The sequence below is a fragment of the Herminiimonas aquatilis genome (genome assembly GCF_042665175.1).
Taxonomy (GTDB): Bacteria; Pseudomonadota; Gammaproteobacteria; order Burkholderiales; family Burkholderiaceae_D; genus Oxalicibacterium; species Oxalicibacterium aquatilis.
This window is the reverse complement of the sequence record NZ_JBHTCC010000003.1, coordinates 106716-128882: the sequence shown is the minus strand read 5'-3', so window position 1 is coordinate 128882 and position 22167 is coordinate 106716. Positions and strand designations below refer to the sequence as shown.

At 51.1% G+C, this 22167-nt stretch carries 20 protein-coding genes and 1 tRNA gene; 4 read left to right on the top strand and 17 right to left on the bottom strand.

Features of this window, described 5'->3' with window-relative positions; genetic code table 11:
* Positions 1–5: 5 nt before the first annotated feature.
* Positions 6–1403: a cysteine--tRNA ligase gene (gene cysS, locus ACFQO0_RS13050; protein ID WP_382235315.1), complete on the bottom strand. Its 1398-nt coding sequence runs from the start codon at positions 1401–1403 to the stop codon at positions 6–8.
* A 499-nt stretch (positions 1404–1902) separates the two neighbouring features.
* Here cysS and ACFQO0_RS13045 point away from each other — a divergent pair, with 499 nt between their 5' ends.
* The 3 genes from ACFQO0_RS13045 (at position 1903) to ACFQO0_RS13035 (ending at position 3911) form a co-directional block, all read left to right on the top strand.
* Positions 1903–2481 carry a peptidylprolyl isomerase gene (locus ACFQO0_RS13045; RefSeq protein ID WP_382235313.1) on the top strand — a complete coding sequence of 193 codons (579 nt, stop codon included), beginning with the start codon at positions 1903–1905 and terminating at the stop codon, positions 2479–2481.
* Positions 2482–2580: 99 nt separating this feature from the next.
* Positions 2581–3069, top strand: coding sequence for a peptidylprolyl isomerase (locus ACFQO0_RS13040; protein ID WP_382235311.1), 489 nt, complete (start codon positions 2581–2583; stop codon positions 3067–3069).
* 38 nt (positions 3070–3107) lie between these two features.
* Entirely contained in the window at positions 3108–3911 is an 804-nt protein-coding gene (locus ACFQO0_RS13035; RefSeq protein ID WP_382235309.1) for a UDP-2,3-diacylglucosamine diphosphatase, read from the top strand.
* A 75-nt stretch (positions 3912–3986) separates the two neighbouring features.
* On the opposite strand, the gene ACFQO0_RS13030 is transcribed toward ACFQO0_RS13035, so the two are convergent.
* The 4 genes from ACFQO0_RS13030 to rnr form a co-directional block, all read right to left on the bottom strand.
* Positions 3987–4691, bottom strand: coding sequence for a YceH family protein (locus ACFQO0_RS13030; protein WP_382235307.1), 705 nt, complete (start codon positions 4689–4691; stop codon positions 3987–3989).
* Between the two features lie 23 nt (positions 4692–4714).
* The gene (gene cysE, locus ACFQO0_RS13025) at positions 4715–5458 is read right to left on the bottom strand and encodes a serine O-acetyltransferase (RefSeq protein ID WP_382235305.1); all 744 of its coding nucleotides are present in this window, start codon (positions 5456–5458) and stop codon (positions 4715–4717) included.
* 155 nt (positions 5459–5613) lie between these two features.
* On the bottom strand, positions 5614–6357 hold the full coding sequence (gene rlmB, locus ACFQO0_RS13020; RefSeq protein WP_382235303.1) for a 23S rRNA (guanosine(2251)-2'-O)-methyltransferase RlmB: 744 nt from the start codon (positions 6355–6357) through the stop codon (positions 5614–5616).
* 2 nt (positions 6358–6359) lie between these two features.
* Positions 6360–8822: a ribonuclease R gene (gene rnr / locus ACFQO0_RS13015; protein WP_382235301.1), complete on the bottom strand. Its 2463-nt coding sequence runs from the start codon at positions 8820–8822 to the stop codon at positions 6360–6362.
* A gap of 148 nt (positions 8823–8970) precedes the next feature.
* On the opposite strand from rnr, the gene ACFQO0_RS13010 reads away from it, so the two are divergent.
* Positions 8971–9055: transfer RNA gene (locus tag ACFQO0_RS13010), tRNA-Leu, on the top strand.
* A 183-nt stretch (positions 9056–9238) separates the two neighbouring features.
* On the opposite strand, the gene ACFQO0_RS13005 is transcribed toward ACFQO0_RS13010, so the two are convergent.
* The 12 genes from ACFQO0_RS13005 to ispG all read right to left on the bottom strand — a co-directional run bounded on the left by ACFQO0_RS13005 (position 9239) and on the right by ispG (position 22166).
* Entirely contained in the window at positions 9239–9775 is a 537-nt protein-coding gene (locus ACFQO0_RS13005) for a phosphoribosyltransferase (RefSeq protein WP_382235299.1), read from the bottom strand.
* Positions 9776–9798: 23 nt separating this feature from the next.
* On the bottom strand, positions 9799–11112 hold the full coding sequence (locus tag ACFQO0_RS13000; RefSeq protein WP_382235297.1) for an adenylosuccinate synthase: 1314 nt from the start codon (positions 11110–11112) through the stop codon (positions 9799–9801).
* Positions 11113–11115: 3 nt separating this feature from the next.
* Complete coding sequence (locus ACFQO0_RS12995; protein WP_382235295.1) at positions 11116–12267, bottom strand: ATP phosphoribosyltransferase regulatory subunit; 1152 nt, start codon at positions 12265–12267, stop codon at positions 11116–11118.
* A gap of 209 nt (positions 12268–12476) precedes the next feature.
* Positions 12477–13367, bottom strand: coding sequence for a protease modulator HflC (gene hflC, locus ACFQO0_RS12990; RefSeq protein WP_382235293.1), 891 nt, complete (start codon positions 13365–13367; stop codon positions 12477–12479).
* Positions 13367–14668, bottom strand: coding sequence for an FtsH protease activity modulator HflK (hflK, locus tag ACFQO0_RS12985; RefSeq protein ID WP_382235291.1), 1302 nt, complete (start codon positions 14666–14668; stop codon positions 13367–13369). Before hflK ends, hflC begins: the two co-directional genes overlap by 1 nt.
* Before the next feature lie 52 nt (positions 14669–14720).
* On the bottom strand, positions 14721–15839 hold the full coding sequence (hflX, locus tag ACFQO0_RS12980; RefSeq protein WP_382235289.1) for a GTPase HflX: 1119 nt from the start codon (positions 15837–15839) through the stop codon (positions 14721–14723).
* A gap of 35 nt (positions 15840–15874) precedes the next feature.
* Positions 15875–16111: an RNA chaperone Hfq gene (gene hfq, locus ACFQO0_RS12975; protein ID WP_304931855.1), complete on the bottom strand. Its 237-nt coding sequence runs from the start codon at positions 16109–16111 to the stop codon at positions 15875–15877.
* A 109-nt stretch (positions 16112–16220) separates the two neighbouring features.
* On the bottom strand, positions 16221–17564 hold the full coding sequence (der, locus tag ACFQO0_RS12970; protein WP_382235286.1) for a ribosome biogenesis GTPase Der: 1344 nt from the start codon (positions 17562–17564) through the stop codon (positions 16221–16223).
* Between the two features lie 9 nt (positions 17565–17573).
* Positions 17574–18755: an outer membrane protein assembly factor BamB gene (gene bamB, locus ACFQO0_RS12965; RefSeq protein ID WP_382235284.1), complete on the bottom strand. Its 1182-nt coding sequence runs from the start codon at positions 18753–18755 to the stop codon at positions 17574–17576.
* A gap of 42 nt (positions 18756–18797) precedes the next feature.
* Positions 18798–19445, bottom strand: coding sequence for a tetratricopeptide repeat protein (locus tag ACFQO0_RS12960; protein ID WP_382235282.1), 648 nt, complete (start codon positions 19443–19445; stop codon positions 18798–18800).
* Positions 19446–19468: 23 nt separating this feature from the next.
* Positions 19469–20815 (bottom strand): histidine--tRNA ligase, encoded by a 1347-nt coding sequence (hisS, locus tag ACFQO0_RS12955; protein WP_382235280.1) that lies wholly within the window; start codon positions 20813–20815, stop codon positions 19469–19471.
* 82 nt (positions 20816–20897) lie between these two features.
* On the bottom strand, positions 20898–22166 hold the full coding sequence (gene ispG, locus ACFQO0_RS12950; RefSeq protein WP_382235278.1) for a flavodoxin-dependent (E)-4-hydroxy-3-methylbut-2-enyl-diphosphate synthase: 1269 nt from the start codon (positions 22164–22166) through the stop codon (positions 20898–20900).
* Position 22167: the final 1 nt, after the last annotated feature.

Sequence of the window (22167 nt, the reverse complement as noted above, 5' to 3'; positions counted from 1 at the left end):
CCAGCTTAAGCCCTTCGCCATTCGGTCAAACCGCCAGATTTATCTTCAAGAATGATGCCCTTTTCCAGCAAGCCCGCGCGAATGCGATCAGCCTCGGCAAAATTCTTTTCTTTTTTAGCATGTACGCGTGCGGCAATTTGCTCGGTAACAAATGTTTCCAGAGCGCCACCGTCTTCCGTACTTGCCAATCCGGCATGTAAAAATTCCTGCGGCGGGCGCTGCAAAAGACCGACTATACCAGCGAGTTTGACTAACTGGCGCGCCAATACGGCGGATTTATTTTTATTGATTTCATTTGCCAATTCAAACAAAACGGCAATTGCCAACGGAGTATTGAAGTCATCATTCATCGCATCTGCAAAGCGCGCTGCGTGTGTTTCCGTCATATCCAAAGGCAGATCGTCAGGCGCCACCTCTTTCAACGCTGTATACATGCGCGTCAATGCATTTCGCGCATCATCCAGATGTGCATCGGAATAATTCAACTGACTACGGTAATGCGCACGCAGTATAAAGAAGCGTACAACTTCGTGATCAAATTTTTCCAGCACTTCGCGTATCGTGAAAAAATTGCCCAAGGACTTGGACATTTTTTCATTATCCACACGCACGAAACCGTTATGCATCCAGTAGTTGACGAACGTATGCTTGCTCGCCCCTTCTGATTGTGCAATTTCGTTTTCATGATGCGGGAATTGCAAATCTGCACCGCCGCCGTGAATGTCGAATTGCTCACCCAATAGATCGCAAGCCATTGCCGAACATTCTATATGCCAGCCGGGACGACCACTCCCCCATTTGGATGACCACTTGACTTCTTCAGGCTCGGATTCTTTCGATGATTTCCACAATACGAAGTCCAGCGGATCGCGCTTCCCGGTATTAACATCGACGCGTTCACCGGCGCGCAAATCGTCGAGCGACTTGCCCGACAGCTTGCCGTAACCGGAAAAATCGCGCACCGAGTAATTAACATCGCCATCCGATGATTTATACGCAAGGCCGTTGCGCTCCAGCGTTTCAATCAAGCCCAGCATTTGCGGCACGTAGTTGGTCGCGCGCGGTTCGTGATCCGGCTTTTGCACACCAAGTGCGGTAGCGTCTTCATCCATTGCATCGATAAAACGTTGCGTCAGCGTTGAAATCGACTCGCCATTTTCCGCTGCACGCTTGATGATCTTGTCATCAATATCAGTAATATTGCGAACGTAAGTCACTTCGTAACCTGAAGTGCGCAACCAGCGCTGGACCAGATCGAATACCACCATGACGCGCGCGTGTCCGATGTGACAATAGTCGTACACCGTCATGCCGCACACGTACATCCGGACTTTGCCCGGATCAATCGGAGTAAACAACTGCTTTTCACGCGCCAGCGTGTTGTAGATCTTCAGGGCACTCATGAATGGTTATCTGTTTTGGCCAGGAATTTGCTGCAAGATTTTTGTTGCCAGGCTTTATACATCTGGCCTACAACCCGTATCTGCAAATCCAGGCGCTGAGGCGACTATGTCGCCAAAACACTTTGTCATACTTCTTTTTGATAAAATGCACATTTTTGCGGCAGTATAGCATTGATGAAATGCTCTACTGCAGACTTGAATTCCGTTTGATTTTTGCTACCTTGTGTCCCACACGTTGTCGATTAAATCGATTCAAATTCCACTATGCCACGCATTTCGCAAGGGGAAAACGAGTCTTAATTTGGTGACAGTATTCCACCGGATGCCTAACTCGCAAGCGGGACGGCATAATATGACAGTGTAGGCTTTCGCGCAACTGCAGCATCGCTACGCACAGCATCCCTGGAATCACACAAGACAAACCTGATTTCGACATCATGTCGTCATGAACATATGGCAATAATTAACCGCACAACAGCTATCAATAAAGGAAGTCAAAATGAAATTTTCCCGCCGTCGTGTCATGACCCTGCTTGCTGCTCTATCTCTGTCTGGCGCGTTCCAACTGGCGCATGCAGCAGATGCGCCTCACGTGGTATTGAAAACAAATTTGGGAGATATCGAACTGGAATTAAATCCTGAGAAGGCTCCTAAATCGGTCGAAAACTTTTTGCAATACGTTAAAAGTGGTCAGTACGATGGCACCATTTTTCACCGTGTAATAGGCAACTTCATGATTCAAGGTGGCGGCTTTGACAAAAACATGCGTGAAAAACAAACACGCGCACCGATTCGCAATGAAGCGCAAAACGGTTTGAAAAACGACACTTACACCATTGCGATGGCTCGCACCGGCGATCCACATTCCGCAACTGCGCAGTTCTTTATCAACACGAAAAACAACAACATGTTGAATTATCCTGGTGTAGATGGCTGGGGTTATGCCGTATTCGGCAAAGTCGTCAAAGGAACGGAAGTCGTCGACAAGATCAAGCAAGTCAGCACCGGTAATCGCGGCCCTTATCAGGATGTGCCAGTGCAGGCTGTCGTGATTGAATCCGCCACTATTACAAAATAATCACTCAATAAATTACGCATAATTGTTCGCATCACTCATTTGGCATCACTCATTTAGCATCACTTAGTCAGTTTCACTTTACCTAGTTCAAGGAATAATATGGCAGTCATCCTCACCACCAACCACGGCAAAATCACCATCGAACTCGACGCAGAAAAAGCGCCCAAGACGGTTGAAAACTTTTTGGCCTACGTTAACTCCGGCCACTATGCGGGCACCATTTTCCACCGCGTGATCGACGGCTTCATGATCCAGGGCGGCGGTTTCGAGCCAGGCATGAAACAAAAGCCAACCAACGCTACAGTTGAAAACGAAGCCAAGAACGGCCTCAAGAACGACCTCTACACTTTGGCAATGGCACGCACTTCGGACCCGCACTCTGCATCTGCCCAATTTTTCATCAATATCAACAACAACACTTTCCTCGACTATCCAGGCCAAGACGGCTGGGGTTACTGCGTATTCGGCAAAGTTACAGATGGCACCGATGTCGTCGAAAAAATCAAGTCAGTCAAAACGACCCGCAGCGGCATGTTTGCTGACGTACCGGTAGAAGATGTAATCATCGAAAAAGCAGAAGTCATCTAATCTTTACTTCTGACAACGCATCATTCTCGACGCACGATATGACAATTTCATCCTCTGCTTCGAACAAACAAGCGCAGCCATTGCAGGCTGCGCTTTTTGTTTCTGACCTGCATTTGCAGGCTGCGATGCCACGAACGACCGAGGCATTTTTCAACTTCCTGCATACACAAGCAACAAAAACCCAACGGCTTTATTTGCTGGGCGATATTTTTGAAGCGTGGGCAGGCGATGACGACATACCCGATGCATACAACCAACAAGTCGTAACGGAGCTCAGGAATCTCAGTGACCGTGGTATTGAGGTCTTCTGGATTGCAGGCAATCGCGACTTTCTGGTCGGCGAGCAATTCGCAAAAAGCTGTAATCTGACGCTGCTGCCCGATCCATTTGTGACGACGATAGCCGATCGCTTGCTGGTGCTTACGCATGGCGATGCCTATTGCACCGACGACGCGGCTTATATGCAGTTTCGTGCTCAGGTCAGAGATGCTGAATGGCAAAGGAATTTTCTCAACTTGCCGCTGATACAACGCAAAGCCATCATCGAAAATCTGCGTGCCGGCAGTCGTGCTGCTCAGCGTGACAAGTCTTACGACATCATGGATGTCAACAATGAAGCCATTGCCGGTTTGTTCGCGCAAACGGCAACAGCGATCATGATCCACGGCCATACCCACAGGCCGGCGCGCCATGACTATCAGGCAAATGGCAAGACCCGTGTGCGCTATGTCTTATCGGACTGGGATCTGGATGGTGCTGAGCCGCGGGGAGACTGGCTCGCCCTAGATACGACAGGAACAATCCGTCGCTTTGATTTGTATGGTGTTGAAATCGGCAATTAGAAGACATTCTTCCGACATCGATAAGGCGACTGCTCACAGCCACTCAATGACCATGAGCAGCGCATCCATGCGGCTTTATTCAAACTGTTTTTGGAATTTTTGAAACTGTTCTGATAATGCAGTAACTTGCTGCCGCAAAGCGCTGACTTCTTCTTCAAGCTGAGTCATGCGATCTTGCCGACTCACATGAGTTGAAGTGCCGGTAAGCGCTGACGCTTCACTCGACTCAGAAAAAACCTCGCCTGATAACAAGGGGGCATAACGCGCCTCCTTGGTTCCTGGTGCACGCGGTAGACGCGCAACCAGCGGTGGATATTTATCCATCAGAAACTGCAATCCCGCCTCGACATCAGCAATCGAAGAAAATTCATGCAGGCGCCCGGAACGCGTGCGGATTTCCCCGGCAGTCTGTATTCCCCTCAGCATAAGAATGGTCAACACCGCCAGCTTGTCCTGTTCCAGCGACCACTTCATGCGCAAGCGATGCTGATACTTGCTGACGCGTGCGCCAGCCTGATTAACCTCGGCAACGTACTTCTCATCCATCAAACGTTGCAGAATTGCCTGTACGTCCAATTCACTCAGGGACATCACAGGATCGCGACTGGTTAATTGATTGCAGCCGTTCGTCAGCGCATTCAGCGACATCGGATAACTGTCCGGCGTGAGCGCTTCTTTTTCAGCCAGTACTGCCAGCACGCGGATTTCTCCCGCATCCAACAGGAATTGCTCACTGGCTGTCTGCTCCAGAGATACAGAATTACTTACATCATCATTCATTTAAAGTACTTATTCAGTGATTGTTATTCGACCAGCTTGTTCATTTCTTCCGGATCGAATTTTTCTGTAGCAAGCAAGGTTTCGCAATCAATACCGGCGCATTTCAAAGCTGCCAGAATTCTTTCGATCTGATGTTCCTGCGTCGCGGCATTATCAATCAAGCCGTGCAAGGCCTTGGATAAGGGATCATCGCCATTCGGTGTGACGCCATAGGCTGCAAACATCCGCGCCGCTGCTTCATCCCGCGCATTGTCTTTCAGGATGATGCGCGCCGGATTGCCTACTGCAGTGGCACCCGCAGGGACTTCCTTCACGACCACGGCATTCGATCCTATCTTGGCGCCTTCGCCAACCGTGAATGCACCCAGCACCTGAGCGCCAGCGCCGATGATCACACCGTTGCCCAACGTAGGATGGCGCTTCGCACCTTTGCTTAGCGAAGTCCCGCCTAGGGTGACGCCCTGATAAATCGTGCAGTCGTCGCCAACCTCAGCTGTTTCACCGATCACCACGCCAAAACCGTGATCGATAAAAACCCTGCGACCGATTCTTGCGCCCGGATGAATTTCAATCCCGGTCAACCAGCGTGCAATATGCGAGGTAAACCGTCCCAGCCACTTCAAATCATTGCGCCAGAACCAGTTTGCCCAGCGTTGCATCACGATGGCATGCAAACCCGGATAGCAGGTTATGACTTCCCATTCACTGCGCGCGGCGGGATCGCGGACAATGATATTGGCGATATCTTCTCGAATACGACTAAACATGGAATATGGATATGCGAAAAATGCTGAAGCAACAATATTAGCCTGTTATAGCAAGTCATGATGGACGCTGAGTAGCCTTCCATCATGAGTTGTACGGCTTTTATGTATTGATCGATGGATGACTGCTACATCCATCGCGTTTATGACATCGCGTCTTATGAACCGCTGGCGATCCGTTGCCTGCGTGCTTCATACAGGCAAACGCCCGAAGCCACGGAAACATTCAAGCTTTCCACCGAACCGAACATGGGGATGCCAACCAGCACATCACAGGTTTCGCGGGTCAGGCGACGCATGCCCTCACCCTCCGAGCCCATGATCAATGCCGCCGGGCCGGAAAAATCGGCTTCATACAGCCCTTTTTCAGAATCGTCGGTGGTGCCGATCAACAGGATGTCGCGCTCCTTGAGTTCACGCAGGGTACGTGCCAGATTCGTTACCGTAATGTATGGAACCGTATCCGCCGCACCACTGGCAACTTTGGCTGCTGTCGCATTCAAACCTACTGCACGGTCTTTAGGCGCAATCACCGCGTGCGCACCTGCGCCATCCGCCACACGCAGGCAAGCACCCAAATTATGCGGATCGGTAATACCGTCAAGTACCAGCAACAACGGCGGACCATCGACTGCATCCAGCAACTCATCCAGATTGCGTGCCAGCGACAGTTCGCCGGCCTTGGCCACGACACCTTGGTGACGACGCGTGCCAACGATACTGCTCAGGCGTGCGTCATCGGCTGAAATAATTCTTACCTTGGAAGCTTCGGCAGCGCGTATCAAATCCTTCATACGCTGGTCGTGACGACTGGCGTCAATATAAATTTCTTCTACCGAAGAGGCTTCATGACGCAAACGCGCTGTCACGGCATGAAAGCCGAAAATCATCTTGCTCTTCATTTTTATCGTTTCTTCTTGCTTGGTTTGGTTGCCGGTGGACGCTGCTTGTTTGGCGTCGCCGGCGCACGTTTGGCTTTGGTTTTTTTGGCAGGCGGCGCGCTAGCCGTGCTGGTGCCGGTTTTCACGGTACTCTTTTTAGCGCTATTGCCTGCAACACCTTTTTGTTCCGCTTTTTGCGTACGTTGCAGGTGCTCGTTATCGGCACGGCGAGCTTCATTCTTCAAGACCGTACGGATGCCGGGCTCGGTAACCAGGCGCAGATCGATTTTGCGTGCATCCAGATCGACTCGACTGACCTGAACCGTCACCCTATCAGTCAACTGATATCGAATGCCCGTGCGCTCGCCACGCAACTCGTGACGTGCTTCATCGAATTTGAAGTGATCGGCACCCAGCTCGGTCACATGCACCATGCCTTCAATGAACAGTGAATCCAGCTGCACGAAAATACCGAAGGTTGCCACACCGGAAATCACACCAGTGAATTCTTCTCCCAGCTTGTCGCGAATGAAGTAGCACTTGAGCCATGCCTCTACGTCACGCGACGCTTCGTCGGCACGTCGCTCATTGGCGGAGCAATGGATGCCCAGTGCTTCCCAGATCGCCAGATCGCCTTCAGCTTTTTGCTTGCCTTCGGCTTTATCTTGCGCATGCTTCTTGCGCGCTGCAGGCGATAACATCGTGTTCAACACGCTGGTGTCTATGCCCTTAGGCGTATAACGCTTGCCTTGCAAAATCGCCTTGATAGCACGATGTGTCAGCAAATCCGGATAACGGCGAATCGGGCTAGTGAAATGGGCATAAGCCTCATACGACAAGCCAAAGTGACCGATATTTTCAGGACTGTAAACCGCTTGCTGCATCGACCGCAGCAACATCGTTTGCAGCAGCAATGCATCGGGACGCGTCTTGATCTTCGGCATCAACTCGGCATAATCGGATGCGCTAGGCTTGTCGCCGCCGCCCAGATTCAAGCCGACTTGCTTCAGGAAGGTACGCACCTGATTCAATTTTTCCTTGGTCGGCAACGCGTGCACGCGATACAGACTTGGATGCTTGTGACGCTCCAGCAAATCAGCGGCACATACGTTGGCGGCCAGCATGCATTCTTCAATCAGCTTGTGCGCTTCGTTACGCGTGCGCGGCAGAATTTGTTCAATCTTGCCGACTTCGTTACAAACAATGTAGGTTTCTGTCGTTTCGAAATCAATCGCACCGCGCGCGTGACGCGCTTGCAGCAAGGCTTGATATACGCCGTGCAGGTTCAACAGATGCGGCACCAGCGCCGGGCGCTTCGCGGCTTCTATGCCTTTGGTATTACCAAGGACAGCGGCAACTTCGGTATACGTCAGACGTGCGGCGGAATGAATCACGGCTGGATAGAACTGGTAAGCCTTGATTTCACCTTTAGCCGTGATCACTGCATCGCACACCAGGGTCAAACGATCAACACCCGGATTCAGCGAACACAAGCCATTCGATAATTTTTCCGGCAGCATGGGAATCACGCGACGCGGGAAATACACGGAAGTACTGCGTTCCAGCGCATCGACATCCAGCGCTTCGTTTGGTTTGACATAGTTGCTGACGTCAGCAATGGCAACGATCAACCGGAAGCCATCTGCCTTACCAATTTTGCATGGCTCGCAATAAACTGCATCGTCAAAGTCACGCGCATCTTCGCCGTCGATAGTCACTAGCGGTACATCACGCAAATCGACGCGATCGCTTATATCGATAGCGCGGACTTCACTTGGCAATTTGGCTGCTGCTTTTTTGGCTTCTTCTGAAAATTCATGCGGCACACCGTACTTGCGCACGGCGATTTCAATTTCCATCCCTGGATCATCGATGTCACCCAGTACTTCGGCGATCTTGCCTACAGGCTGACTAAAACGCGAAGGCTGCTCTGTGAGCTCTACGCTAACCACCTGACCGGTTTTAGCCTTGCCTGGCGAACCCGCAAGTATGATGTCCTGGCCAATGCGCTTATCTTCAGGTGCGACTACCCATATGCCGTTTTCATTCAGCAAACGACCAATCACATGGGTGTTCGCACGCGATACAACTTCAACGATGGTGCCCTCAGGACGACCGCGTCTGTCGGTACCGATGATGCGTGCTTGTACACGATCACCGTGCAGGACTTTCTGCATTTCTTTTTCTGGCAGAAAGATGTCCGCACTGGCGTCATCAGGAATCAGGAAACCGAAGCCATCACGATGACTGCTGACGCGGCCCTCAATAAAATTGGACGAGTTCGCGAGTTGATAATTACCGGAACGATCCGGCTTGATCTGGCCATCGCGCTCCATGGCGTTCAGGCGGCGCATGAGGCCGTCCATCTCATCAGGCTTTACGCCGAGTGCGGTGGCAAGGGATGGCGCATCGTGCGACGTGGTCGCTGTGCGTAAGATGCCGAGAATTTCCTCACGGCTGGGAATGGTATAAGAGTATTGGCTCAAAAGCTGTTTCAGTTAATTGTTATTGGAACGGGAGTCAGTGTAACGGACGGTGACAATGTTTGCACAATAAGTCAGCAATCATGCAAATTCATTGCATTCCGTGATTGACTTTCAAATGTTTTCCGCTATACTGCTGATCTTTCTGTAGGCCCACGTGGCGGAATTGGTAGACGCGCATGGTTCAGGTCCATGTGCCGCAAGGTGTGGGGGTTCGAGTCCCTCCGTGGGCACCAAGTTATTAAAACCCCGTTGATTCGTCAACGGGGTTTTTCTTTTTCAGACTGCTTTTTCTTGCAGTCATATATTGCAGTCGATTTGATATCCGATTGCTCGCATTTTTTCCTAGTATCGCTCTGTGTTACCCACCCCGCTCACCGCATATTGCCAGCCGAGCATGACAGCATCACTACACGCAACTATTCAACTTCGCCTTTTTTCATCCACGCCGCTAATTGTTGCGGACGCAGCCCATCGTATTCTTCAAACGGCTGATGTATCCATGGATTGTGCGGCAAATATTCAAGATAGTAGTCAGGCTTGACTGATGAGCAAGCTTTGTACCAGATGACGGCAGACTTTACTTCTGTCACTTCAGGGAATTGCTGTGCGAGATGCGATTGAATTTTTTCCAGCGTCACGCCGGAATCAACCAGATCATCAATCAGCAAAATGCGGCCGCTCAAGGTGCCGTTGGTAATCGTGATGTGCCTGCCGATATCCAGCATGCCTTGCGTCATGCCGGCATCTTCGCGATAAGAACTGGTCGAGAGTATCGCCAGTGGAACATCGAAAATGCGGGAGAAGACATCGCCTGGACGCAAACCGCCACGCGCCAGGCAAAGTATTTGATCGAATTTCCAGCCAGACTCATACACTAGCAAAGCAAGACGTTCGATTGCATGGTGATATTCATCCCATGCAACCCATAAATCCTTATCGCTGGCTTCAGACATACTGCCGACTGTTCGTATTAATCTTATTTGAACGGATGACGCAATACGATGGTTTCTTCTCGATCAGGACCGGTTGAAATCATGTCGATAGGTACGCCTACGAGTTTCTCGATTCTGTCGATATAAGCACGTGCATTTGCCGGCAAGGCTTCCAGCGTTTTTGCACCGACTGTTGTTTCTTTCCAGCCTGGCATTTCTTCGTAAATCGGCTCGCAGGCTGCTGCATCTTCCGCACCAACCGGGAAGATATCAACCGTTTTGCCATTCAATTTATAACCCGTGCAAATACGCAGCGATTCCAAACCATCCAGCACGTCCAGTTTGGTAAAGCACATGCCGGTCACGCCATTGATCTGGACCGAGCGCTTCAGCAATGCGGCATCGAACCAGCCGCAACGACGCGCACGGCCGGTAACCGTACCGAACTCATGACCAACGGTTGCCAGATGCTTGCCGACGCCTGCATCGGTTGGCAGTTCGGATGGGAACGGACCTGAACCTACGCGTGTGGTGTATGCCTTGGTAATACCCAGAATGTAATGCAACATGCCTGGACCAACTCCCGAACCGGTCGACGCATTACCTGCCACGCAGTTGCTGGAAGTGACGTAGGGATAAGTACCGTGATCAACGTCGAGCAAGCTGCCTTGCGCACCTTCAAACAGCAGGTTCGCACCTGCGTTGAATGCTGCATAGAGCGCGCTCGAGACATCACCTACCATTGGTTTCAGGCGCGGTACATCGGCCAACGCATCATCCAATGTTTTTTGGTAATCGACTGTCGCGACCTTCAGGTAATTAGCCAAAACGAAGTTGTGATAGTCGAGGTTTTCACGCAGCTTTTCTGCAAAACGTTTTTCGTTCAGCAGATCGGCTGCACGAATGGCGCGACGTGCAACCTTATCTTCGTATGCCGGCCCGATGCCTTTGCCAGTGGTGCCAATCTTCGCATCGCCACGGGCTACTTCACGCGCAACGTCGAGTGCTGTGTGATAAGGCAAAATGATCGGGCAAGCTTCCGAGATTTTCAGACGCGACGGCACTTCTACGCCGATCGCAGCCAGCTTGTCGATTTCGCGCAGCACGTCGGGGACCGACAGCACCACACCATTACCGATATAGCACGCCACGCCGTCGCGCATGATGCCGGATGGAATCAGTTGCAATGCGGTTTTGTGACCGCCGATAACCAGCGTATGGCCCGCATTGTGGCCGCCCTGAAAGCGCACCACGCCTTGCGAATGATCGGTCAGCCAATCGACGATCTTGCCCTTGCCTTCATCGCCCCACTGGGTACCGATTACTACGACGTTTTTTGCCATGCTTTTTGTAGACATCACTTAACCTAATTTTTTGATAATCCAGTTGCCATCTTCAAGCACGAGTGCGCGATCGCACTCGAACTCATCCTGATCGTTTTCGTGGCCGGAAAGACTTTGAATCACGACTTCCCCAGCCTTGCGCAATGCGCCAATTTCTTTACCTAATGCCGGTTCGCGTCCCCATGGTGCGCGTATCGCACGCTTGGGCTCAGCTACTGGTAACAGTCGCGCCAATTCGCGCAAATCCATCGAAAAGCCGGTAGCCGGACGGGCGCGGCCAAATGCTTCACCTACATGGTCGTACCGACCACCACGTGCAACCGCGTTCGGCAGGCCGGGAACATAGATCGCAAACATCGCGCCACTCTCGTATTGATAGCCGCCCAAGTCTGCCAGATCGATCGTCACGTTGGCATTTCCTGCGAGGCTGACCAAGGCATTCAATTCATCCAGAGCCTTGGTAATCCCAGGCAAGTTCGGTAATACTTCGCGCGCCTTCGCAATGACAGCCACATCACCATACAAACCTGGCAATGCCAGCAAGGCACGACGCGTTTCGGCGCCGTAGGCCGCGGTGATCTCTTCCAAAGCAGGCACGTCTTTCGCACGCAACGCAGTATACAGTGCGCGCTCATCCTTCTGCGCGCTTACATCGTTTTCCAGCAGCGCACGCAACACCCCGACGTGACACAAATCCAAGCGCACATGCGTAAAGCCGGCCAATGCCAGAGAGGCCAGTGCCAGCTCCTGAATTTCGCCATCGGCCTCCAAACCGGCGTGACCGTATACTTCGGCACCGATTTGCAAAGGTTCGCGCGTTGCATGCAAACCGTTAGGACGCGTTTGCAGTACGCTACCGCAATAACACAAGCGTGTTACCGAGCTGCGATTCAACAGATGCGCATCTATGCGTGCCACTTGTGTGGTCATGTCTGCACGCACACCCAAGGTGCGACCCGACAGTTGATCGACCAGCTTGAAGGTGCGTAAATCCATATCCTGACCCGCACCTGCAAGCAGTGACTCCAGATATTCCAGCATCGGTGGCATAACCAGCTCGTAGCCGTATAGGTGAAAGCTGTCGATGATTAAACGGCGCAGTTCTTCAATCTTGCGCGCTTCAGACGGCAAAACATCGGCAATATTTTCAGGCAATAGCCAATTAGGCATGACGGGAAATGAATTAGGTCAAAAAAAGAAAATAGAACACGACTAATATTGCCCACATATGTGGCAAGACAAAATCCCAAAGCAGATTCTGCCTGTCAAAATTATTCGCTCTTGTTATAAGGCAATGGCTCTAAAAAGAAACTACCACCGTGAATGGACAGGATCTTAGGTCCCGAGAGGTCAATCTCTATACATTCACGGCAGACAGATTATTTCTTCGGAGCGCTACTGCCAGTCGTCGGATTTTTGAAGTATTTAAAGAATTCAGAATTCGGATCAATCACGAGCATATCGTTACGCGTCTTGAAGCTGGCACGATAGGCCTCGAGGCTACGATAGAACTTGTAGAACTCAGGGCTTTGGCCAAATGCTTGTGCGTAAATTTGCGACGCTTTGGCATCGCCCTCACCGCGAACCTGCTCGGCATCGCGATACGCTTCAGCCAGAATCACGGTACGTTGACGATCAGCATCCGCACGAATCTTCTCGGATTCCGCAGCACCGGTAGAACGTAATTCATTGGCCACACGTGCACGCTCGGACTTCATGCGTTCAAAAACGGAGGCATTGATCTGATCGACGTAATCAACACGCTTCAAACGTACGTCAACAATTTCGACACCGATCTGCTTCGCTTCTTCCGTTACTTTTTTCTGAATGCCGTCCATGACCGCGCCGCGCTCACCGGAAATTACTTCACGCACTGTGCGCTTAGTAATTTCTTCGTTCAGCGAAGCCTTGACGATTTGCGCCATGCGATTTTGCGCACTGCGTTCATCGCCACTAAAGCTGACGTAATACAAACGTGGATCGACGATACGCCATTTCACGAAAGCATCGACCAGAATATTCTTCTTTTCCGCAGTGATGAAGCGATCAGCGTCTGGTGTATCCAGTGTCAGAATACGTTTATCAAGGAAAATCACATTCTGGAACGGGGGCGGCAACTTGAAATGCAGACCAGGTTCGCTGATGACTGTTTTTACTTCACCCAGCGCAAACACGATTGCGTACTGACGCTGATCCACTACAAATATGGTCGAAAAAAATACGCCAACCAGGATCGCTAATGCGATTACAACAGAAATTAGGCGATTCATTATCGAGCCTCCCGATCACGGGAAATACGGCTATCACGGGTACGGGATTCCTGCTGCAATTGCGTCTCCAATGCGACTGAACCAGATGGTACTACGGGTGTAGTAGAGGCTGCTGTAGATGGCGCGTTCGCTGCAGCGTCGGCAGATGTCTGCGAAATCAACTTATCCAATGGCAGATAAATCAGATTATTGCTGCCCTTGGAATCGACCATCACTTTAGTTGTGCTCGAGAATATCTTCTGCATCGTGTCGATATACATACGGTCACGTGTCACAGCCGGTGCTTTTTGATATTCCACCAGCACTTGCTTGAAGCGTGAAGCTTCACCTTGCGCATTGGCTGTCACGCTCGCCCGATAAGCTTCCGACTCCTCCATCAGACGCGATGCCGCACCACGAGCACGCGGAATCACGTCATTGGCATACGCCTGGCCTTCATTTTTTTGACGCTCGCGATCCTGACCGGCTTTCACAGCATCATCGAATGAAGCCTGCACTTGCTCTGGTGGTTGTACGCCCTGCATCGTTACATTGGTGATCTGCACGCCCGCCTTGTATTTATCTACAATTTGCTGCATCAGCTGACTGCTGTCAAAGGCGATTTTTTCGCGACCTTCATATAAGACAAAGTCCATTTTGTTGCGACCGACAACTTCGCGTATCGCAGTTTCTGCGACTTGCTTGACCATTTCTTCCTTCTCGCGATTATTGAATACCCATTCGGATGCATTTTTCAATGTGAACTGAACAGCAAACTGGATATCAATAATGTTTTCGTCTTCGGTCAGCATCAATGATTCCTGCTGCTGCTTATTTTTGACGCTCCCCCGGTAACCGACTTCGACAGTGCGAACCTGCGATACATTCACAGTTTCGTGGCTTTGAATCGGAGTTGGCCAGCGCCAGTTAAAACCGGCTGGCGTCATGTGGCTATATTTGCCGAATGTGAGAACCACACCGGTCTGGCCTTCCTGAACGATGAAAAAACCACTGACCAGCCACAGAAATCCAACGATCGCAGCAATGACGCCCGCACCGATGCCGGCACCACGCATATCAGGTTTAAATCCGGTACCACCGGAGTTACCGCCGTTACCGTTGTTGCCGCCGCCGTTCTTCTTGTTACCAAACAGGTTGCTCAGGCGTTGATTGAAATCACGCCACAATTGATCCAGATCTGGCGGACCATCGTTCGGTCTTTTATTACCATCCTGATTCTTATTGTCGTCAGAGCCACGACCCCAGCGAGGGTCGTTGAGCGAAAATTTCAAGCCAAATTTTTTAAGTAGGGAAACAAGCATTCTTTTGTGGTCCGGGCTGAAAAATAGTGGGTTGGAATACCAAATAAATTCGTTATAGGTTGACTTCGTCAGACGCAGTTAGCGATACATCTTCAAGTCCAGCGGTGCGCTGCTTCGCACATTCGGCTACTGCTTCCCGCAGTAGATCCAATCCGCTTCCAGTCTGGGCACTAATAAAAACACGTCGGATTTTATCATATTCATCACGTTCCAAAGCAGGTTCCAGCCCTGCCGCGTCAATCTTGTTCCAAACCAGAATCTGCGGAATGTGATCAGCGCCGATTTCTCGCAAAACCATATTCACTTCTTCGATCTGTTCCATACGGGCCGGGCTCGCGCCATCGACTACATGCAAAAGCAAATCGGCATGGATGGTTTCTTCCAGCGTAGCGCGAAATGCAGCGACCAGTTGATGCGGCAACTCACGGATGAATCCGACCGTGTCGGAGATCACCACATTACCAGCTTCACCTAAATAAATACGGCGCGAGGTGGTATCCAAGGTGGCAAACAATTGATCGGCAGCCAGCATTTTGGCTTTAGTCAACGCATTGAACAGCGTTGATTTACCCGCATTGGTATAACCGACCAGAGAAACGGAAAACGCATTGTTACGTCCGCGTGCGCGACGTTGTGTCGCACGCTGCTTGTGGAGTTTTTCCAGCTTGGCTCGCAAAGCCTTGACTCTCTCGCCCAAAAGACGGCGATCTGTTTCCAATTGCGTTTCGCCCGGGCCGCGCAAACCGATACCGCCTTTTTGCCGCTCCAGATGCGTCCAGCCGCGAATCAGGCGCGTGGATAAATGTTGCAATTGGGCCAATTCAACCTGAACTTTACCCTCGTGACTTTGCGCGCGCTGCGCAAAAATATCGAGAATCAGGCTGGTACGATCAACCACTCGGATCTTTAAATGGCGCTCAAGATTGCGTTGCTGTGCTGGGGATAATGCATGGTTGAAAATCACGATGTCGATCTCATGATCGACCACCGCATCCGCTATTTCATTTGCCTTCCCTGAACCGACAAACAAGGCAGCATCCGGACTCGAACGCTTGCCAGTAATTGTCATGATAGGTTCGGCACCTGCTGATCGAGCCAGAAGAGAAAGCTCTTCCAGACTCGCAGCAAAATCGCCTTTGCCAAAATCAAGGCCAACCAGTACGGCACGCATACTAGTACCGCGCCCGTGGCAAAATTATGCGGATATTATTCAGCGTCAGACTCAATGCTCAGGTTCACGGCGCGCGCAGGCACGACAGTCGAAATTGCGTGTTTGTAAACCATTTGCGTAACAGTATTACGCAATAAAACGACATATTGATCAAACGATTCAATATGACCTTGGAGTTTGATGCCATTGACGAGATAAATCGAAACGGGGACGTGCTCTTTGCGCAAGGCATTGAGAAATGGGTCTTGTAACAGTTGCCCTTTGTTGGTCATGACAGCTCCATTGTGTTGTTGTGATTAGGAGGTTGAGGCATATTGCTTATTTTCAAGTGCCTCTCTCAGTGGGAATGTAATCGATTTCAAACTTTTCCGCCAAAAAGGCTTATTTTTCTGACCTGCTGAAAGGATTTTTGCCGGAACGTAACTCGATACGTAGTGGAGTCCCAACCAGAGAAAAAGTTTCGCGAAAATGCTTTTCCAGGAAGCGTTTGTAATTCGCGTCTATCGAATCAAGCGCATTGCCGTGAATGACAACGATAGGCGGATTCATGCCGCCCTGATGCGCATAACGCAGTTTCGGACGGATGGAGCCCTTGCGACGCGGTTGCTGATGTTCCACGGCCTCGATCAACGCGCGGGTCAGCTTGGGTGTAGACAGATTCGACATGGCCGCAGCGTAGGCATTGTCGACCGATTTCATCATCGGGCCGATGCCACTGGATTTAAGCGCTGAGACAAAATGTGTTTTGGCAAACGACAGAAAACCCAGTTTGCGTTCCAGATCAATCTTGATCTCGTCGCGTCTATCACTGGTCAAACCATCCCATTTATTCACGCCTACTACAAGCGCCCTGCCCGACTCAAGTATGAACCCCGCAATGTGCGCATCCTGCTCGGAAATATCCTGTTGCGCGTCGAGCAGCAAAAGCACGACATTCGCTTCGGAAATCGATTGCAGCGTTTTGACCACTGAAAATTTTTCGATCGCTTCAAATACCTTGCCGCGACGACGAATGCCAGCCGTATCGATCAATGTGTACAACTTGCCTTCACGCTCAAACGGAATCTCGATTGAATCTCGCGTGGTACCCGGCAAATCGAACGCGATCACGCGCTCTTCACCCAACAAGGTATTGACCAGCGTGGACTTGCCCACATTAGGGCGCCCGACAATCGCCAATCTGACGCTGCGATCTTTCGACTCAGGAATTTCTTCTTCCGGCGGACGTTGGGCGAAAGCTATATTCAGAGATTCTTCGACCAGATCGGTAACGCCGTCGCCATGCGCGGCAGAAATCACATACGGATCGCCCATGCCGAGTTCATAGAAATCGGCAGTCACCGTGGTGTATTTCATGCCTTCTGCTTTGTTGACGACCAACATCACGGAACGACCGGTTTTACGTAAAAAATCGGTAATGGTTTTGTCGTGTGGCGTAAGCCCTTGGCGTCCATCGACAATGAAAATCACGACATCCGCTTCTGCCACCGCCTGTTTGGTCTGCTTGGCCATTTCATGCATGATGCCTTCCTTGGCAACAGGCTCGAAACCGCCAGTATCAATGACCAAGAAAGGACGTTCGCCCACACGACCTTCGCCGTAGTGCCGGTCACGCGTCAAGCCCGGAAGATCAGCGACCAACGCATCACGCGACCGGGTTAGTCGATTGAAGAGCGTGGATTTGCCGACATTAGGTCGACCTACAAGTGCAATAACCGGCTTCATCTAATTGTTTTACTCGGCCGCAATTGCGACCAACGTTCCTGATTGAGTTTGAAAAATAAAATTCGCGCCAGCGCTTGCCGGTGCGGCAAGAATCGGGCTGCCATCGGTGCTGATACGCGCCGCTAACGAGCCATCTTCTTTCGAGAAAAAATGGATATAACCCTGGTAATCGCCTACCGCTACCAAACGGCTTGAGCTGATTGGAGTAGACAAGCGACGATTTGCCAATTGCGTATTGCGCCAGATACTGGTGCCGCCATCCCGCGCGAATGCGCTCAAGCCACCGCGTTCGTCGGCCGCATAGACAAAACGCTCGTCGACTGCCACGCCCACATCGCTGGACAATGGTTTAGCCCAGCGTGGCGTACCGCTTGCTGCATCGAAACAGGCAACCCGGCCTTGATAAGCCACTGCGCACACATCCCGACCGGACACAACCGGTGAGCCGGAAATATCAGCGATACGTTCTAGTTCTGTCGTACCACGCGGATCGCCGACAGCGACTTCCCAGCGCGGCGCACCGTTATTCAGCATAACGGCCAACAGACGCCCTCCGGCCAAACCGACGAAAGCGGTCGAGTTCACAATCGTGATGCCAGGCGAAGTACGCAGGGTCAGTGCCGGCGCCGTACGCTGCAGGAACCATTTACGCGTACCTGTCTCGGCGTCCAGTGCGACAACACGATTATCCAGACTGCGCACGACCACCACGCCTTGGCCAACTGCAGGTGTAGACAAAACTTCGCTGCTGGCTTGCGCCTTCCAGCGTTGTTTGCCGTTGCCGTCAAATGCCAACACGACGCCTTTTTCACCCGCCACGACTATGGTATCGCCATCGCTGCCAACACCAGCAGTCAGCTTGGTTCCAGCATTGATGCTCCAGACTGAACGCCCGGTAGCGGCATTAATTCGCATGATCGTGCCATCAGCAGCAGCAGTAAATACATCGCTTCCGACTACCGCAGGAGCGAAACTATATTGATCTGCCTTGCCGACGCGTTCCGACCAAATCGTACGCACAGTTGCTGTCGGCTTGACTTCTTTCAGCGCAGCCGGCTGATTACGTGTCGACGGGTTGCTGGCGAACGGATTAAGGGACGACAAGGTTGAGCATCCGCTCACTGCAAGCAGTAAGCCGACACCCATAATTTTGGACGTGGTCATCAAGCTGGAATTCAATTTGATACGCATCTTTTTCCTTAAGCGTTTGTGCAGCCAATGTGTGCAGCTAATTTATGCGGCTTTTTTTACAGCAGCGCCGCCAATTGCATCCAGTTTTATCTGGATCAACTGACGTCCCGGATTCTGTGCATCGGTTTTTTCCAATGCAGTCTGATAAGCGGTACGCGCTTCATCCAGCTTGTTTTGAGCAACATAAATATCACCCTTGCGATCGCTCACCACACCGGCAAACTCTGCAGGGAAATCGCCAGACAGGACTTTCAATCCTTCATCGTATGCTTTTTCATCCAGCAAAATACCGGCCAGGCGAATTTTGGCAATGGCCTTGTATGCATCGCTGCCCTTGTCGGCAACCCATTGCAGCTGCGCTTTTGCGGTTTTTAAGTCGTTCGCATCAAAAGCTGATTTAGCAGCTGCCAATCCACTCATTTGCGCATAAGCGGTACTAGAAAACTTCTCTTGCATATCGGTAGCGACGCGCTGAATTTTGTCCTTGTCTTGCGCCGTTACTGCTTTTTGCAACTCTTCATAAAGCTGCGCTGCTTGCGCCGATTGATTGCGCTGATAGACGCCCCAACCCGCCCAAGCTGCGTAAGCAGCCAACACGATAATCAACAACCATGTAACCAGATTGCCGTATTGTTTCCACCAGGCTTTAAGGCTGGCTAGTTGCTCTTCTTCTGCGTGATCGTATGCCATGATGGTCTGATATTAGTGGTGAATTAATGGTGATAGTGAACGTGGTCGCCGTGATCATGATCGTGATCATCGCCAACAATTTGGTCGACCAGATAATCGGCGATGCCTTCGAATACAACATTCGATTGCTTGCCTTCTGAATCGCGCATTTCTTTAACAACGGCCATGCCTTGTGCGATTTCATCTTCGCCAATGATCACCGCATAAGCTGCACCGCTATTATCTGCACGCTTCATCTGAGATTTAAAACTACCGATACCGGCTGACGATGCGCAATGCAACAGCACATCCAAACCTGCATCGCGCAAACGCTCTGCGACCACCGAGGCTTGCAGCTGAGCTGGCTCGCCTTGATGCACGATGTAAACGTCACATTGATTCGGCGCAAACTTTTCACCGCTAGCTTTCATCAGTTCAAGCAGGCGTTCGACGCCCATTGCGAAACCGCAGGCTGGCGTAGGCTTGCCGCCAAACATTTCGACCAGCGGATCATACCGCCCGCCGCCACACACTGTGCCTTGCGAACCGAGTTGGTCGGTTACCCATTCGAACACGGTACGATTGTAATAATCCATGCCGCGCACCAGGCGCGGATTGATTGTGAATGGAATTGCATTGTGATTCAGGATTTTTTGCACGCCTTCAAAATGCGCACGCGAATCTTCGCCCAGATAATCGAGCAGCTTAGGTGCCGCATTGACCATATCCTGCATGGTCGGATTTTTTGTATCAAGAATACGCAAGGGATTGCTGTGCAAACGTTTTTGCGCTTCGGCATCCAGCAATTCAGCATTTTGTTCAAAGTAGGCAATCAAGTCCGCTCGGTGCTTGTTGCGTTCTTCGGCATTGCCAATGGAATTCAATTCCAGACGCACGTCCTGCAAGCCAAGGTCATCCCACAAACGCTGACACATCATGATCAGTTCTGCATCAATATCCGGGCCGGAAAAACCGATCGCTTCCGCTCCTATCTGATGGAACTGACGATAACGACCGCGTTGCGGTCTTTCGTGACGGAACATCGGGCCCGAATACCACAAGCGCTTGGGGCCGTCGTAAGTAAGATTGTGCTCCAGCGCGGCGCGCACAACGCTTGCAGTGCATTCCGGACGCAAGGTTAATTCATCGCCGTTCATCGAATCGGTAAAGGAATACATTTCCTTCTCGACTATGTCGGTGACTTCGCCCAAGCCGCGTGAGAACAATGCTGTTGGCTCGACGATAGGCGTGCGAATTTGCTGGAAACCATAGCTTTTCAAAACCGTGTGTACGGTATTTTCAAACAATTCCCACATAGGCGCATCGACTGGGAGAATGTCGTTCATTCCCTTCACGCCGACAATTTTTTCTATTTTTTTGGTATCTGACATTTATTTTTAAAAACTTATCTTTAACTTGTTTGACGCTGCACGATTCGTGAGCAACATCGTTTATTTTCAGCAGCGCATAAAACTATGCGGCGGTGTTTTCTTTACCGTAACGCGTCTTGACGTAATCAAGTACGATCGCATGAAATTCTGCGGCAATATTATCGCCACGGAGCGTGACGGTTTTTTCTCCATCAACAAATACTGGCGCCGCTGGCGACTCACCAGTACCCGGCAAGCTGATGCCGATGTTTGCGTGTTTCGATTCACCAGGACCGTTGACGATACAACCCATCACTGCCACGTTCATCGCCTCAACGCCAGGATATTGTTTTTTCCAGACAGGCATTTGATCACGCAGATATGTCTGAATACCATCTGCCAATTCCTGGAATACCGTCGACGTTGTGCGACCACAACCTGGGCATGCGATCACCATAGGCGTAAATTTACGCAAACCCATGGTTTGCAAAATTTCCTGACCTACGATTACTTCGCGCGTTCTATCGCCACCCGGCTCAGGCGTCAGCGAAATGCGGATCGTGTCTCCTATGCCTTCCTGCAAAAGCACAGACAGCGCAGCGGTCGAAGCGACGATGCCTTTACTACCCATGCCCGCTTCAGTCAAACCGAGATGCAGCGGGTAATCACAGCGACGCGCGAGTTCGCGATAAACCGCGATCAAATCCTGCACGCCCGATACCTTGCACGACAAAATAATGCGATCCCCGGCCAGGCCCACTTCTTCGGCACGCATGGCGTTTTCAATTGCAGAGGTCACCAAGGCTTCATACATGACCGCCTGTGCAGTCCATGGATTCGCTCTTGCAGCGTTTTCATCCATGATGCGCGCCAGCAGTTCTTGATCCAGACTGCCCCAATTGACGCCTATGCGTATCGGCTTATCGAAACGGCATGCAGTTTCAATCATCTGGGCAAACTGCGTATCGCGCTTGTTACCTTTGCCGACATTGCCCGGATTAATACGATATTTCGCCAGCGCTTTTGCACAATCAGGATAGTCATTTAAAAGCTTGTGGCCGTTGTAGTGAAAATCACCCACCAGCGGCACGACAATATCCATCTTGTCGAGCTGTTCGCAAATTTCAGGAACAGCCGCTGCAGCTTCGGGCGTGTTCACGGTAATACGCACCAGCTCAGAACCGGCGCGCGCCAATTCCTTGATCTGGATTGCAGTGCCGATGATGTCTGCGGTATCGGTATTGGTCATAGACTGCACCACCACGGGCGCATCGCCGCCGATACGCACTTCGCGGCCGCCGTAACTGACCACCGCGATACGACTTTTACGACGCGCTAAAGAACCAGTAGCAATCGGATCAGAGGAAGACATA